The organism is Janibacter massiliensis, from assembly GCF_900289115.1.
Lineage (GTDB): Bacteria > Actinomycetota > Actinomycetes > Actinomycetales > Dermatophilaceae > Janibacter_A > Janibacter_A massiliensis.
In genome coordinates this window covers 382873-396438 of the sequence record NZ_LT985196.1, presented here as the reverse complement: position 1 = coordinate 396438, position 13566 = coordinate 382873, and the positions used below count along the sequence as shown (strand labels likewise).

The following is a 13566-nucleotide window of genomic DNA, read 5'->3' as shown; positions in this document are numbered from 1 at the left end:
TGGGCTCGGAGATGTGTAAAAGAGCCAGTCCAACGGCGGGGGGGCCCCCGCCGAACGGTCGCCGGGCGCGGCCGAGCGGTCGTCCGCGCGCGACCGGGTGGCCGGGCCGCGGGCGAGGGCGGGGCGAGGTGATCGGGGGCTTCGCGCCCATCGAATCGGCTCCCGGTCACCGGATCCGATGACCGGGAGTCGAGTCGCGCGGCGCGAGGGGGGTCAGCCCCGGGGCGCCACGCCCTGCGCAGACTCCGGGGTGTGCAGGCGCGCGAGAAAGCGGTCGGTCCCGCGGGGGATCGAGGACGGCGTCGCGAGGGAGACGACCGTCGCCGTCGCGAAGGCGAGGGGGATGCTCCACGCGGCCGGGTGGGCGACGAGGGCGGTCGCCCACGAGGCGCCGGGCGCATCACCGCGGACGAGGGACAGCCCCACGCACCCGAACGACGTGGCGCCCCCGACGAGCATCCCCGCCGTCGCGCCGACCGTGGACAGGCCCCGCCACCACACGCCCAGGACGAGCAGGGGCGTGAACGTCGCCGCGGCGACCGAGAACGTGAGACCGACCGTCGTCGCCAGCCCGAGCGGCGGCACGACGAGGCTCAGCAGCAGCGGGACGAGCAGGGCGAGGACCGTCCCCAGCCGGAACCCGCCGACGGACCCGCCCTCGCCGACGACGCCCGAGCAGGGCCGCCGCACGGGGGAGATGACGTCCTGGTCGAGCACGCCCGCGACGGCGATCGCGAGCCCGGAGGCGGTCGAGAGGAAGGCGGCCACGGCCCCGGCACCGACGAGGGCAGCGAGCGCCTCGCCGGCGGGACCGCCCAGCGCCGCGCGCGGCAGGTCGAGGAGGACGGCGTCGACGTCCCCGGCGTACCCGGGCGGGAGGAAGACGTGGCCGAGCACGCCGACGACGGGCGGGAAGAGGTAGAAGAGGCCGAGCAGCGCGACGACGAGCACCGTCGTCCGCCGGGCGGCCGCGCCGTCGGCGTTCGTGTAGAGCCGGATGACGACGTGCGGCAGCGCCATCGTCCCCAGCGACAGCCCGAGGATCGTCGAGACGGTCGCGTAGAAGGGGTGGCCCGTGACGCCGAGACCGTGGAACGGCTGCGACCAGCCGGGCGGCGGGTCGATGGCCGGGGCACCCCGGTGGGCCCACAGCGCGACGAGCACGAGGGCGGGCACGGCGAGCGCGACGAGCTTGAACCAGTACTGGCCGGCCTGGACGAGGGTGATCGATCGCATCCCGCCGGCCGCGACGGTGACCGCGACGACGCCCGCGACGAGCGTCGAGCCCACCCACGGCCGGGACCCGACGAGGTGCTCGAGCGCAATCCCCGCGCCGCGCAGGAGGGGGAGCAGGTAGAGCCAGCCGACAAGGACGACGAGCGCCCCGCAGACCCGGCGGACCCGCCGGCTGCCCAGCCGGGCGGCGGCGAAGTCGGGGAGGGTGTACGCCCCCGACCGGCGCAGCGGGGCGGCGACGAGGACGAGCAGCGCGAGGAAGCCGACGGTGTACCCGACGGGGAACCAGAGCATGTCGAGGCCGCCGGCGAAGACGAGCCCGCCCACCCCGAGGAAGCTCGCCGCCGAGAGGTACTCGCCGCAGATCGCGCTCGCGTTCCGTGAGGCGCCGACCGACCGGCTCGCGACGTAGAAGTCGCTCGTGGCCCGGGAGAACCGGCCGCCCATGAGCCCGACCCCGACGGTGGCGAGGCAGACGAGGGCGACGGCCAGCAGGGTCACTGGCGCTGGATCGTCGCGTCGAACTGGCGCTCGATCCGTTCCGACCCGCGGACGTGGACCCAGGCGAGCAGGACCGCCGCCGGGTAGAGGGCGCCGCCGAGGACGAGCCACGGGAAGGGCACGCCGAGGACCCGGATGCCCGCCGAGCCCGGGACGAGCGCGAAGAGGACCGGCAGCAGCCCGAGGCCGACGATCCCGACGGCGATGACACCGAGCGCGAGACGGCCTTGCGCCCGCAGCAGGTCGCTCACCCACACCTGGCCGAGGCCGGTCTGCTCGGCGAGGTCGAGCCGGCGGGCCGAGCGCCGCGGCGTGCTGGGCGCAGCGGCCGAGCGGGTGACCCGCACCCGGCGGGGGGTCTCGGGCGTTGCCGGTCCCGTGGTCTCGCGGCTCACAGGGAGACCCCCGCGTCCCCGCGGGCGAGGAGCTCGCGCAGGTCGCGGGTGTGGCGGCGGCTGACCTGCAGGGGGATGCCCTCGACGACCACCGTGCACCGGCCGTGGTCGGTGCGCACCTCCTGGATGTGGCGCGCCGAGACGAGGGTGCTGCGGTGGATGCGGACGAACCCGACCGACGCCCAGCGCTCCTCGAGGGTCGCCATGGGGATGCGCACGAGGTGCCCGCCGGTGGCCGTGTGGAGTCGGACGTAGTCGCCGTGCGCCTCGACCCAGCGGATGTCCGAACGCTTGACGAGTCGGGTCACCCCCGCGAGCTCGACCGGGACCGTCTCTTCCGGCGGCTCCTGGTCGGCCGGCGCGGCCTCCCGGGGCTGGGCCTGGACGACCCGGCGCACGGCCTCCCGGAGCCGCGCCGCGCGCACGGGTTTGACGACGTAGTCGTCGGCGTCGAGGGCGAAGGCGTCGACCGCGTGCTCCTCGTGCGCGGTGACGAAGACGATCCGCGGGCGCTCCGCGAAGCGCGAGACGACGCGGGCCAGCGCCATGCCGTCGAGCCCGGGCATGGAGATGTCGCTCAGGACGAGGTCGACCCGCTCGCGCTCGAGGACGCCCAGGGCGTCGGTGCCGCTCGACGCGGTGAGGATCCGGCCGACGCGCTCGTCCTGCTCGAGGAGGTACTGCATCTCCGACAGCGCCGGGGCCTCGTCGTCGACGACGAGGACGGTGAGGCCGGGCACGGCAGGGGTGCGGCCGTGGGCGTCCTCGCCCGCCATCGCGCTCGGCATGCGCGGGATGCTACCGGTCAGTCGGTCTCGTGTGGCTGGAACTTCGGAACCCGGAAGGCGACCCTCGTCCCGGCCCCGCGCGCGGTGTCCACGACGAGCCCGGCAGCCGGGCCGTAGACCTGCCGGAGCCGGGCGTCGACGTTGCCCAGGCCGACGGAGTCGGTCCGCAGCTGGCCGTCGAGCACTCGCCGGACGTGCTCGGGGTCCGCGCCGACGCCGTCGTCCTCGATGGACACCTCGACGTCCGTCCCGCGGTCGGTCGCGGTCAGGGTCACGTGCCCGGGCCCCTCCTTCGGCGCGAGCCCGTGGCGCACGGCGTTCTCGACGAGCGGCTGGATCGCGAGGTAGGGCACGCGCACGGGCAGCACCGCAGGGTCGATCCGGAGGCTGATGCGCAGCCGGTCGCCGAAGCGGGCCTGCTCGAGGACGAGGTAGCGCTCGACGTTCTGCAGCTCCTCGCGCAGGGTCGTGAAGGCTCCGCCGCGGCGCAGCGCGTAGCGCGTGAAGTCGGCGAACTCGAGAAGGAGCTCACGGGCCCGGTCGGGGTCGGTCCGGACGAACGTGGCGATCGCCGCGAGCGAGTTGTAGACGAAGTGCGGGCTGATCTGCGCACGCAGGGCCCGCAGCTCGGCCTCGACGGCGCGTGTGCGCTCGAGGTCGAGCTCGGCGAGCTCGACCTGGTCGGCGACGAGCCGCGCGACCTCCTCGAGCGCGAGCGCGAGGCCGGAGGTGACGCTCGGGCCGTAGGCGGCGATGGTCCCGACGAGCCGGCCGTCGGCGACGATCGGGGTGACGACGGCGGCCCGCACGGGGCAGTCGGGGTCGGGGCAGCGGACGTCGCGCTCGGTGAGGGCGACGGTGCGGCCGGTGCGACGGGCCTGCTCGGCGTGCCCGTGGGCGCTCGTCAGGTGGTGCTCGCCGACGCCCTCCCAGACGATCGGCCCGGTCGGGTCGCACACCGCGATCGCGGGGGTGCCGAGCATCGCGCGCAGGTGCGGTGCGGCGCGGGTGACGCCGGAGTCGTCGAGCCCCTCGCGCAGCTCCCGGGCGGCGAGCGAGGCGGTGTGCAGGGTCTCGTGGGTGGCGCGGTCGGCGTCGCTGAGGAAACCTCCGCGCGGGCGCCGGGTGCGGACAATGACCTGGCCGAGCACCCACAGCAGGACCAGCGTCGTCGCGACGACGATCGCCGTCGGCAGGTGCAGGCCCGTGGTCACCCGGGCACGCTAGCCGGGTGCGCGGCTCCCCGTGCCGTGGCGGGCCGGGCGCAGGGCCCACCTACGCTCTGCGCGTGAGCTCGAAACCGGACCCCGTCGTCGACGCCCTCTCGCAGATCGCCGCCCTGCCGGCCGTCGTCACGGCGGTCGACGACTCTCGCGAGGCGTGCACCCGGCTGCGGTGGCACCAGGCGCTGCGCCGGCGGATCCCCGAGGCGGCCGCGGAGTCGCGGGTCCGGGGGGCGTGGGCGAGCGCCGAGCTGGACGGCGCGCGCAGCTCGGCCGACATCGTCCGTGATCTCGCGTGCGGGGCGCGGCACTGGTCGCCAGACCCCGACCCGGGCGAGCGGGTGCTGCGCGGTGCCGTCACCGCGACGAGCGAGGCTGAGCACGTGCGGTCCGTCGTCCTCGCGGCGCCGCTGCAAGCGCTGGCCCGCCTGCACCTGGCGGCGGCGGCCGACCTCGTCGAGGATCCGGCGCAGCTCGGACGGCCCCGGAACCCCGGCGAGGAGTGCGGCGAGCTCGTCGACCTCGGTCCCGCGCCCGAGGTGAGCGAGATGCGCGCGCGGCTCGACGCGCTGACCCGGGTCGTCGCGGCCCACGGGCGGATCCCGACCCTCGTCGTCGCGGCGATCGTCCACGCCGAGGTTGCGGCCGTCCGCCCGTTCACCCGGGGCAACGGCGTCGTCGCCCGGGCGATGGAACGGGCGATCATCCAGGCCGGGGGGCTCGACCCGACCGCCGTCGTCGTGCCGGAGGCGGGCCACGGGGCGCAGGGTGGGACCGCCTACCTCGGGGCGCTCACCGCGTACGCGACCGGAGGCCCCGACGGGCTCGTGCTGTGGCTCACCCACTGCGGTGACGCGGTCGTCGCGGGCGCGCTCGAGGGCCAGGGCATCGCCGACGCCGTTCTCGCAGGTCGGCTGGGGTAGGCGGCACGGCTGCGCCGGCGTCCTGCGGTACGGCGGCGGCGCGGATTCCACACTTGCGCTGGGTGGGTCGCATGGCACACGATTGCGCCGTCGCTCCCTGCGGGTCGAGCGACGGCGTCGGGGCTCCTCCCCCCCTCGAACCCCGACGTCGACGGCCCCGGTCCACTCCCCCCCAGGACCGGGGCCGTCCCCGTTCCCGCGAGCAGTTCCGGCGCCGGTGTCCACAGCGCAGCCCGCGCCGGGGCGTCGTCCACAGGCGGGCGCCGGGGATGGCTGGGCGCCGACCCCCCGGGGTGGACTCGGCGCATGCCCGCCATCCATGTCACCGGCGCCTCCGGAGGCCTTGGCGCGTCGGTCCTCGCCGCCGCGCTCGCCGCCCGCGCGGCGCGTCGCCGACTGCGGACCGTCCTCGTCGACGGCGACCCCCTCGGGGCGCTCGACGTTACCTGCGGCATCGAGCACGAGGACGGCTACCGCTGGTCGGACCTGACCGACCTCGACGGCGCGGTCGACGGCCGGCTCCTCGCAGCGGGCCTGCCGAAGGACGAGTGCCCGGTCCTGGCCGGGGACGTCTCCGGCGCGCGCGTTCCCGAGGCCGTCCACCGCGCGGTGCTCGCCGCGATCACGGAGGTCGCCGACGTGGTCGTCGTCGACGGCCCCGGTCCCGGCGGGCCCGACGCCGACGCCTCGACGGTGCTCGTCGCGGGGGTGTCCCCGAGACGGGTGGCCGATGCCGACCGGGTCGTCCTCGGGTGGCCCGCCGACGAGGGGTTGCCCGTCCTCGTCACGCGGGGGCCGCGCCGGGACGAGGACCTCGCCGAGGTCGTCGCGGCCCACCTGGGGCTGCCCCTGGCCGCCCACCTCCCGGACGTCCCGCGCTTCCCCGTCGACGAGGCCGCCGGTCGCTGGCCCGGGACCGCTGGCTCGCTCGCCCGCGTGGCCGACCGGGTCCTCGATTCGGTCGTGGAGCCGGGGCACCGGGCGGTGGCCTCGTGACGGGGCGACCGCGATCCGCGCGGGGGATCGACGGCGCCATCGAGGAACGGATCCGGGCCGGGACCACCCCCGCCACCCGGGTGCTCCAGGACGTGGCCGCGGCGGACCGAGCGAGGCTGGGTGAGACGGGGACGCTGGCGACGGCCGTCCGTCTCGCCGACGACCTCGTCGGCCTGGGCCCCCTCGCTCCGCTCGTCGGCGACGACGCCGTGACCGACGTGCTCGTCAACGGCGACGGCCGGGTCTGGGTCGATCGCGGGCGCGGTGTCCAGCGGTCGGTCGAGCACGACCTCGACGGCCCGGAGGCGGTGCGCCGGCTCGCGGTGCGGCTCGCAGGCCTGGCCGGTCGGCGCCTCGACGAGGGGCAGCCCTGGGTCGACGGCCTCCTCGACGGCGGGGTCCGGCTGCACGCGATCCTCCCGCCGCTCGCCGGGGACGGAGCGCACGTGTCGTTGCGGATCCCCCGCCGGATGGCCCGCACCCTGGCCGACCTCGCGGCCAGCGGGATGATGACCCCCGGGCAGCGCGACCGGCTGGAGGACATCGTCCGCGCCCGCCGATCGTTCGTCGTCACCGGTGGGACCGGGACGGGCAAGACGACGCTGCTCGCGGCGATGCTCGCGCTCGTCCCCGCGTCCGAGCGGGTCCTCGTCGTCGAGGACGTCGCCGAGATCGCCGTCGACCACCCGCACACCGTGCGGCTCCAGGCGCGCCAGGCGAACGTCGAGGGCGTCGGGCGGGTCGATCTCGTCGACCTCGTGCGGCAGGCGCTGCGGATGCGGCCCGACCGGCTCGTCGTCGGCGAGGTGCGCGGGGCCGAGGTCCGCGAGCTGCTCCTGGCCCTGAACACCGGCCACGACGGTGGGTGCGGCACGCTCCACGCCAACCGGGCCGCCGACGTGCCCGCGCGCTTCGAGGCGCTCGGGGCGCTGGCCGGGATGGACGCCCACGCGGTCGCGACGCAGCTGCGCAGCGCGATCGAGTGGGTGGTCCACCTGCGACGCGGGCCGGGCGGGCGGGTGGTCGAGGCGATCGAGCCACTCGGTGGTGTCGCATGACGTGGGTCCTCCTCTGCCTCGCGGCGGCGGTCGCCCTGTGGCCGGGACGCCGGCGCCTCCTGCCGTCGCAGGCCGGCCGGTCCCCGTCCGCGTGGGTCGGGGAGCGGCTGCGCCGACGCCGCGAGCAGGGCCCCGACCTCGCCTCCGTCGTCGAGGTGCTCGCGCTCACGCTGTCCGCAGGGCTCACCCCGTCGGCCGCGCTGCGCGTCGTCGTCGACGGCTGGCCGGACCTGCAGGACCCGCCGCCGTGGTGGGCCGAGCTCGCGGCCGTCGCCGAGCGGGGCGGGTCGCTCGGGCTCGGGCGCGAGCTGCAGCGCGTGGCGCGGCTCGAACCCCGGGTGCGGCTGCTCGCCGACGCGTGGGAGCTGAGCGAACGGACGGGGGCGCCGGTCGCGGACGCCGTGGCGACCGTCGCCGAGGCCCTCCGGTCGGCCGAGGCCGCCCGGGCCCGGCTCGACGCGGAGACGGCCGGGTCGCGGGCCACGATGACGCTCCTGTGCTGCCTGCCCGCGCTCGGCCCCGGGGTCACCCTCCTCCTGGGGCTCGACCCGCTCGAGGCCTACACGGGCAACCCGGTCGTCCTCCTCGTGACGGGGCTCGGGGTCGCGCTCGCCGCGAGCGGCTGGGTCGTGGGCCAGTGGCTGCTCGCGCGGGCCGTCCGCCCGCCGGTGGTCGAGGTGGCCTCGTGATCCTCGTGCTCGTCCTGCTTGCCGCCGCCGTCGCCCTGTGGCCCACCCGGCGCGGGGGTGGGTTCCGGTCGCTGTCGATGCGTGACCGGGCGACGACCGAGGCCGGGGGTGAACGACGGGCCGAACCGCGGGACGACCTCGTCGTCGAGGACTGCGCCGATGCGCTCGTCCTCCTGGCCGTCGCGCTGCGGGCGGGGCGCGGCACGGCCGAGGCGATCGAGGAGACCGCGGACGTCGCCGGGGGAGTGGCCGGGCGGCAGCTGCGGGTCGTCGCGGCGGCGATGCGGTGGGACCGGACCCCCGAGGAGGCGTGGGCCTACGCCCATCCCGTGTGGCGCCCGGCGGCGCTCGCGCTCACCGTCGCGCACCGCACGGGGGCGCCGCCCGCCGCCGCGGTCCTGGGCGCGGCGGCCCGCATCCGGGAGGATGCCCGCCGCCGCCAGGAGGCTGCCGCGGCGAAGGCCGGGGTCATGCTCGTCGTGCCGCTGGGGCTGCTCTTCCTCCCGGCCTTCGTGTGCACCGCCGTCGTGCCGGTCGTCGCGGCCCTGGCGGGTCGGGCGCTCAGCGGATCGTGAGGCACGCTCCGTAGGCTGGTTCTTGCGCCGTGCACCCGGCGTTCCGCTTCGCCTCCCACCCGAGAAGGACCCGCATGCGCACCGCCGTCTCCCTCGCCCTTGCCGCCGTCGTCGCCCTCGGCCTCGGGGCGTGCGGACAGGACGGTCCCCAGAACGATGCCGAGCGGGCCGTCGTCGAGTTCCACACCGCGCTGCAGGGCAAGGACTGGGAGGGCGTGTGCGAGCGGATCGACCCGGGTCTGAAGGACCTCTTCGACAAGGAGGCCGGGTCCTGCGAGAACGCCATGGAGAGGTCCGTCGGCGACGACGAGCAGTTCTTCCGCGACGTCTCGGGCGAGCTCGAGGTCGCCGGCTCGGACATCGACGAGGACGCAGGCACCGGGACGGTCCAGGTCAAGGCCAACGACGGGCGGGTTCACGACATCGGGGTGAAGAAGATCAAGGGCCAGTGGCGCGTCGTCGGGGGCTGACCCGGTGGACGCCACCGACCTGATCCGCCGCGTCACGCCGACCGACCCCGTCCCGCTCGAGGCCGTCCAGCTCCTCGTCCTGCTCGCCGTCGTCGGCTTCGTCGTGCTGGCCCCGTACGTGTGGTCGCTCGTCAGGCTCCTCGTCACGCTCGTCCACGAGCTCGGTCATGCGCTCGTGGGCGTCCTGTGCGGTCGGCGGTTCACCGGCTTCGTCGTCAACGGCGACATGTCGGGGCACGCCGTCACGGTCGGCCCGGCGAAGGGTGCCGGGCGCGTCGCGACGACGTGGGCGGGGTACCCCGCGCCGGCCGTCGTCGGGGCCGCGGTCATCGTCGCCGCCGGTCGCGGATGGGCGGCCCCGGTTCTCGCGCTCGCCCTGCCGGTCCTTCTCGTCGCCCTCGTCCGGGCGCGCTCGGCACTCACGGCCGTCGTCACCGTCTCCCTCCTCGCGGCCGTCGGATCGGCGTGGTGGTGGCGCTCGGACTCGCTCCAGGCCCGGCTGCTCGTCGGCGTCGGGCTGGTGCTGCTCGTCGGGGCGTGGCGGCACCTCGCAGCCGTCCTGGGCGATCGATCCCGCACGAGCGACCCGGCGGTCCTCGCCAGGCTCACGGGGATCCCGCGCCTGCTGTGGAACCTCTCCTTCCTCGTCGTCCTCGCGCTGTCGACGTGGTGGGCGTGGTCGGCCCTGCGCATCGTCTGAGCCATCGCACGGATCTGGCGCGCAGCGACGTCCACAGCGGCTGGCCCGCCGCCACCTCCGTCCACAGGGGCGGTGACGGTGGTGTTCCCGACGGCGACGGGCCGGGAGCGTGGTCGGCGAACGGGTGACGACCGGTCACCCTCGTCGAAGGAGGACCACGTGAAGAACTACCTCGTGCGCCGCTGGCGGCACGTGCAGGAGGCCGCCGAGGCCGGGATGACGACCGCGGAGTACGCGGTCGGCACGCTCGCCGCGGTGGCGTTCGCGCTCGTGCTCATGCTCGTCGTCAAGTCGGGTCCGGTGCAGTCCGCCCTGTCGGGGATCATCACCGACGCGCTCGCCCAGCGCTGAGATGAGCCACCCCCTTCGTGGCGGCGACGCGGGGATGGTGACGGCCGAGCTCGCGGTCGCCATCCCCGCGCTCGTCGCGGTGCTGCTGCTCGCGCTCGCAGCGGTCGGGCACGGGATCGACACGATCCGGTGCGCTGACGCGGCCCGCACCTCGGCGCGCGTGCTCGCCCGGGGAGAGCACGCCGGGACGGCCCGCGCGGCCGCGGTCGCCCAGGCGCCGCAGGGTGCGTCGGTCGACACCGTTGCGACGACGGTCGCCGGCCTGCCGGCGGTTCGGGTCACCGTGACCGCCCCGGGGTCACCGGCGCTGCGCGCGATCGGGGTGCCGGGACCGAGCTCGACGTCGACCGCGGTCACCGAGTCGACCGAGGTGCCCGGTGCTCGCTGACGAGCGAGGGTCCGCAACCGTCCTCGTCGTCGCCGGGATCGGGGTGCTCGTCGCCGTGCTCGTCGGGGCGCTGACGGTGCTCGACGCGGTCGCGACGTCCCGCCGCGCCCAGGCAGCCGCGGACCTCGGCGCGCTGGCCGCCGCGACGGCGGCGCGGTCTGGGGCAGACGGCTGTGTGGTCGGCGCCGAGACCGCCCGGGCCAACGGCGGGGAGCTGACGACGTGTGTCGACGAGGGCGGGGGCGTCTTCCGGGCGACGGTCACCGTGCCGTTCACGCCGATCGTCCCGGCCGACGTGGGCCCCGCGTCCGCGGTTGCCCGTGCGGGGCCGACGGGGTAACCGCGGACGGTTCGATCAGGCGCGGGTGGCGCCCGTCCCGTCCGGGTCGATGTCGTGGCGGTCGACGTACCGCGGCTCGGGGGCGACGTCGACCCGCTCGGTCGTCACACCCTCACGCCGCTCGGACGCGGCGGTCGGACCCCCGTCGTAGATCGGCGCGCTCTGCGAGCGCCGCAGCTCCTCGGCCTCGCGCTCGGCGGCCTCGGCGCGCTCGCGGGCGATCTCCGTCGAGACCCGCTGCTCCTCCAGGGCCCGCTCCCGCTCCTCGATCTCGCGGATCCGCTCGTCCTCACGGGCCATGAGGCGCTCGCGGGCGGCGCGCTCCTCCTCCTTGCGCTGACGGCGCTTCTTCGCCCGCGACGCGAGGGCGAGGCGGACGAGCATCGTGCCGAGCCACAGGACCGCCATCGTCGCGAGCGAGGCCACGACGAGCGCGAGCGGGGACAGGCTCAACGTCTGGCCGCCGAGAGTGAGGTCGACGAGCTGGTCGCTGCCGCGACTGCCGAGGACGAGGAAGGCGGCGAAGGCCAGCGCGAGCAGGACGAGGAGAGCTCCGAGGATCAGCACACGGGCGAGCGTAGTCGGCGCGCGCCCCGGGGGCAGGACCTTGAGGGCTGGCTCACCCCTCTGACAGGGCCGCCAGGACGAGGTCGAGCAGCCGGACCGCGCCCGCCTTGTCGAGCGGCTCGTTGCCGTTGCCGCACTTGGGGGACTGCACGCACCCCGGGCAACCCCGGTCGCAGGGGCAGGCGGCGATCGCGTCGCGTGTCGACATCAGCCAGCCGTCGACGACCCGGTGCCCGTGCTCGGCGAATCCCGCACCCCCGGGATACCCGTCGTAGACCATGACGGTCGGCAGGCCGGTGTCCGGGTGGAGCGCGGTCGAGACCCCGCCGATGTCCCACCGGTCGCACGTCGCCAGCAGCGGGAGCATCCCGATCGCCGCGTGCTCGGCGGCATGGGCCGCGCCCGGCACGTCGACCTCGTCGATCCCGGCCGCGGCGAGCGCGTCCGGCGTCATCGTCCACCACACCCCACGGGTCGTCAGGCTCTGCTCCGGCAGGTCGAGGGGGTGGGTGCCGATGACCTCGCCGCTCGGCAGCCGTCGGACGAACGAGGTGACCCGGGAACGGACCCGGACCACGCCGCGGCTGACCCGCACCGGCCCGTGGGTCACGCCGTCCTCCTCCGCGACGACGTCGAAGGCCGACTCGGCGCGGGCGTGCGTCGTCCACCCGGGATCGCCCCGGACGACGTGGGCCGTCGCGTCCTCCAGGTCGAGATCGGTGACGACGTAGGTGACCCCTTGGTGGACGTGGACGGCCCCGGCGTGGACCTGGGCCACGGCGGACGCCCCGTCGACCGTCCCGACGACCCGCCCCGTCCGCCGCTCGACGACGGACACGACCTGCCCGATCCCGCGCAGCGAGACGTGGTCGACCGCCCGGTCCTGCCGGGTCCAGTACCAGCCCGTCGGGCGCCACCGGAGCACCCCGCGCCCGACGAGGTCGTCGAGGACGCCACGCATCCGCGAGCCGAACCACCGCTCGTCGGCCTCGGTCACGGGGAGCTCGGCCGCCGCGGCCGCGAGGTGCGGCGTGAGCACGTGGACGTTGGAGGGGTCGAAGACGGATCCCTCGACGGGCTCACCGAGGACCGCCGCGGGGTGGGCCATGAGGTAGGTGTCCAGCGGGTCGTCCGCGGCGACGAGGACGACCGTCGCAGGGGACCCCGACCGCCCGGCCCGGCCGGCCTGCTGCCAGAACGACGCCCGGCGCCCCGGCCAGCCCCCGACGACGACGGCGTCGAGCCCCGCGACGTCGACCCCGAGCTCGAGCGCGTTCGTCGCGGCGAGCCCGCGCAGCGACCCCTCCCGCAGGCGCGCTTCGAGCGCCCGCCGCTCCTCGGGGAGGTACCCACCCCGGTAGGCCGCGACCTCGCCCGGGTCGCCGCCGCGCGCCTCCACCCGCCGGGCGGCGCCCGCCGCCGCGGCCTCGACCCCGGCGCGCGATCGGACGAAGGCCACCGTCTGCACCCCGGTGGACGCGAGGTCGCCGAGCAGCTCGCCGGCCTCCGTCGTCGCCGAGCGGCGGGGGCCGTCCTCGTCCGTCGGTGGCTCCCAGAAGGCGACCGTCATCGGCCCGCGGGGTGATCCGTCGTCCGTCACCGCCTCCACCGGCGATCCGATGAGGCGCTCTCCGAGGCCTCCCGGGTCGGCCACCGTCGCCGACGCCATGACGAAGACCGGGTCGCTCCCGTACCGCTGCGCCACCCGGCGCAGCCGCCGCAGGAGCAGCGCGACGTGCGCACCGAACACCCCGCGGTAGGTGTGGCACTCGTCGACGACGACGTACGTCAGCGAGCGCAGCAGCCCCGCCCACCGGTCGTGGTGCGGCAGCAGGGAGTGGTGGACGAGGTCGGGGTTGGTGAGGACGACGTTCGCGTGCTGACGGATCCACCGCCGCTCGTCGGTCGGGGTGTCCCCGTCGTAGGTGGCCGCGCGCACCCCCGGCACCGCGAGCGCCTCGATCCGGGCCAGCTGGTCGGCCGCGAGCGCCTTCGTCGGCGACAGGTACAGGGCCGTCGCCCCGCGCGGCCGCCACGACCCCGGACCCTCGTCCGGCCCGGCGCCGGGGGCGTACCCGTCGACCGCGGCGGTGAGGGCGGGCAGCAGGTAGACGAGGCTCTTCCCGCTCGCCGTTCCCGTCGCGACGACGACGTGCCGGCCGGCGGCGACGTGCTCCAGCGCCTGCGCCTGGTGGGTCCACAGCGCGTCGATCCCGGCGGAGCGGAACGCCTCGGACACCGGCGGGGCGACCCACCCGGGCCACGGCGCGGTCCGGCCGGGCCGCGCCGGCAGGTGGGTCACGTGGCGCAGCCGCTCCCCGCGCCCGGCGGCGAGGGCGTCGAGCGGGCTGGTCACGGTCGTCTAC

The 13566-nt window shown here is 76.3% G+C and carries 16 protein-coding genes; 10 read left to right on the top strand and 6 right to left on the bottom strand.

All coding sequences use genetic code 11. From position 1 onward, the window contains the following. Positions 1-213: 213 nt before the first annotated feature. Genes DAA34_RS01970 through DAA34_RS01955 form a run of 4 tightly spaced genes read right to left on the bottom strand, consistent with a single transcriptional unit; the run spans position 214 to position 4134 of the window. On the bottom strand, positions 214-1737 hold the full coding sequence (locus DAA34_RS01970) for a sodium/solute symporter (protein ID WP_325027412.1): 1524 nt from the start codon (positions 1735-1737) through the stop codon (positions 214-216). Then, positions 1734-2132, bottom strand: a complete 399-nt coding sequence (locus tag DAA34_RS01965) for a DUF485 domain-containing protein (RefSeq protein ID WP_199847397.1) — start codon at positions 2130-2132, stop codon at positions 1734-1736. The genes DAA34_RS01970 and DAA34_RS01965 overlap by 4 nt, the downstream gene beginning before the upstream one ends. Further along, positions 2129-2920 (bottom strand): LytR/AlgR family response regulator transcription factor, encoded by a 792-nt coding sequence (locus DAA34_RS01960; protein WP_234354067.1) that lies wholly within the window; start codon positions 2918-2920, stop codon positions 2129-2131. The genes DAA34_RS01965 and DAA34_RS01960 overlap by 4 nt, the downstream gene beginning before the upstream one ends. A 17-nt stretch (positions 2921-2937) precedes the next feature. Beyond that, entirely contained in the window at positions 2938-4134 is a 1197-nt protein-coding gene (locus tag DAA34_RS01955; protein ID WP_106817388.1) for a histidine kinase, read from the bottom strand. Positions 4135-4208: 74 nt separating this feature from the next. Between DAA34_RS01955 and DAA34_RS01950 the strand changes: the two genes are divergently transcribed. The 10 genes from DAA34_RS01950 to DAA34_RS01905 all read left to right on the top strand — a co-directional run bounded on the left by DAA34_RS01950 (position 4209) and on the right by DAA34_RS01905 (position 10633). Continuing rightward, the gene (locus tag DAA34_RS01950; RefSeq protein WP_106817387.1) at positions 4209-5066 is read left to right on the top strand and encodes a Fic family protein; all 858 of its coding nucleotides are present in this window, start codon (positions 4209-4211) and stop codon (positions 5064-5066) included. A gap of 306 nt (positions 5067-5372) precedes the next feature. Next, complete coding sequence (locus DAA34_RS12355; protein ID WP_106817386.1) at positions 5373-6062, top strand: hypothetical protein; 690 nt, start codon at positions 5373-5375, stop codon at positions 6060-6062. Continuing rightward, complete coding sequence (locus DAA34_RS12350) at positions 6059-7120, top strand: TadA family conjugal transfer-associated ATPase (protein ID WP_234354066.1); 1062 nt, start codon at positions 6059-6061, stop codon at positions 7118-7120. Before DAA34_RS12355 ends, DAA34_RS12350 begins: the two co-directional genes overlap by 4 nt. After that, complete coding sequence (locus tag DAA34_RS01935; RefSeq protein WP_106817385.1) at positions 7117-7809, top strand: type II secretion system F family protein; 693 nt, start codon at positions 7117-7119, stop codon at positions 7807-7809. Before DAA34_RS12350 ends, DAA34_RS01935 begins: the two co-directional genes overlap by 4 nt. Beyond that, on the top strand, positions 7806-8384 hold the full coding sequence (locus DAA34_RS01930) for a type II secretion system F family protein (RefSeq protein WP_158707554.1): 579 nt from the start codon (positions 7806-7808) through the stop codon (positions 8382-8384). Before DAA34_RS01935 ends, DAA34_RS01930 begins: the two co-directional genes overlap by 4 nt. A gap of 74 nt (positions 8385-8458) precedes the next feature. Then, positions 8459-8854 carry a lipoprotein gene (locus DAA34_RS01925; RefSeq protein WP_106817384.1) on the top strand — a complete coding sequence of 132 codons (396 nt, stop codon included), beginning with the start codon at positions 8459-8461 and terminating at the stop codon, positions 8852-8854. Between the two features lie 4 nt (positions 8855-8858). Beyond that, positions 8859-9554: a M50 family metallopeptidase gene (locus DAA34_RS01920; RefSeq protein ID WP_106817383.1), complete on the top strand. Its 696-nt coding sequence runs from the start codon at positions 8859-8861 to the stop codon at positions 9552-9554. Positions 9555-9713: 159 nt separating this feature from the next. After that, on the top strand, positions 9714-9905 hold the full coding sequence (locus tag DAA34_RS01915; protein WP_106819675.1) for a DUF4244 domain-containing protein: 192 nt from the start codon (positions 9714-9716) through the stop codon (positions 9903-9905). A 1-nt stretch (position 9906) separates the two neighbouring features. Next, positions 9907-10293, top strand: coding sequence for a TadE family type IV pilus minor pilin (locus tag DAA34_RS01910; protein WP_106817382.1), 387 nt, complete (start codon positions 9907-9909; stop codon positions 10291-10293). Further along, on the top strand, positions 10283-10633 hold the full coding sequence (locus tag DAA34_RS01905; RefSeq protein WP_106817381.1) for an Rv3654c family TadE-like protein: 351 nt from the start codon (positions 10283-10285) through the stop codon (positions 10631-10633). Before DAA34_RS01910 ends, DAA34_RS01905 begins: the two co-directional genes overlap by 11 nt. 15 nt (positions 10634-10648) lie before the next feature. Here DAA34_RS01905 and DAA34_RS01900 read toward each other — a convergent pair whose 3' ends face one another. Then, complete coding sequence (locus DAA34_RS01900; RefSeq protein ID WP_106817380.1) at positions 10649-11200, bottom strand: hypothetical protein; 552 nt, start codon at positions 11198-11200, stop codon at positions 10649-10651. Positions 11201-11252: 52 nt separating this feature from the next. Continuing rightward, positions 11253-13556 (bottom strand): DEAD/DEAH box helicase, encoded by a 2304-nt coding sequence (locus tag DAA34_RS01895; RefSeq protein WP_106817379.1) that lies wholly within the window; start codon positions 13554-13556, stop codon positions 11253-11255. Positions 13557-13566 lie beyond the last annotated feature (10 nt).

Coding starts and splice junctions, on each gene's coding strand:
- DAA34_RS01960 (WP_234354067.1), bottom strand. CDS start 2,920: ATGCCGAGCGCGATGGCGGGCGAGGACGCCCACGGCCGCACCCCTGCC.
- DAA34_RS12355 (WP_106817386.1), top strand. CDS start 5,373: ATGCCCGCCATCCATGTCACCGGCGCCTCCGGAGGCCTTGGCGCGTCG.
- DAA34_RS01935 (WP_106817385.1), top strand. CDS start 7,117: ATGACGTGGGTCCTCCTCTGCCTCGCGGCGGCGGTCGCCCTGTGGCCG.
- DAA34_RS01925 (WP_106817384.1), top strand. CDS start 8,459: ATGCGCACCGCCGTCTCCCTCGCCCTTGCCGCCGTCGTCGCCCTCGGC.
- DAA34_RS01910 (WP_106817382.1), top strand. CDS start 9,907: ATGAGCCACCCCCTTCGTGGCGGCGACGCGGGGATGGTGACGGCCGAG.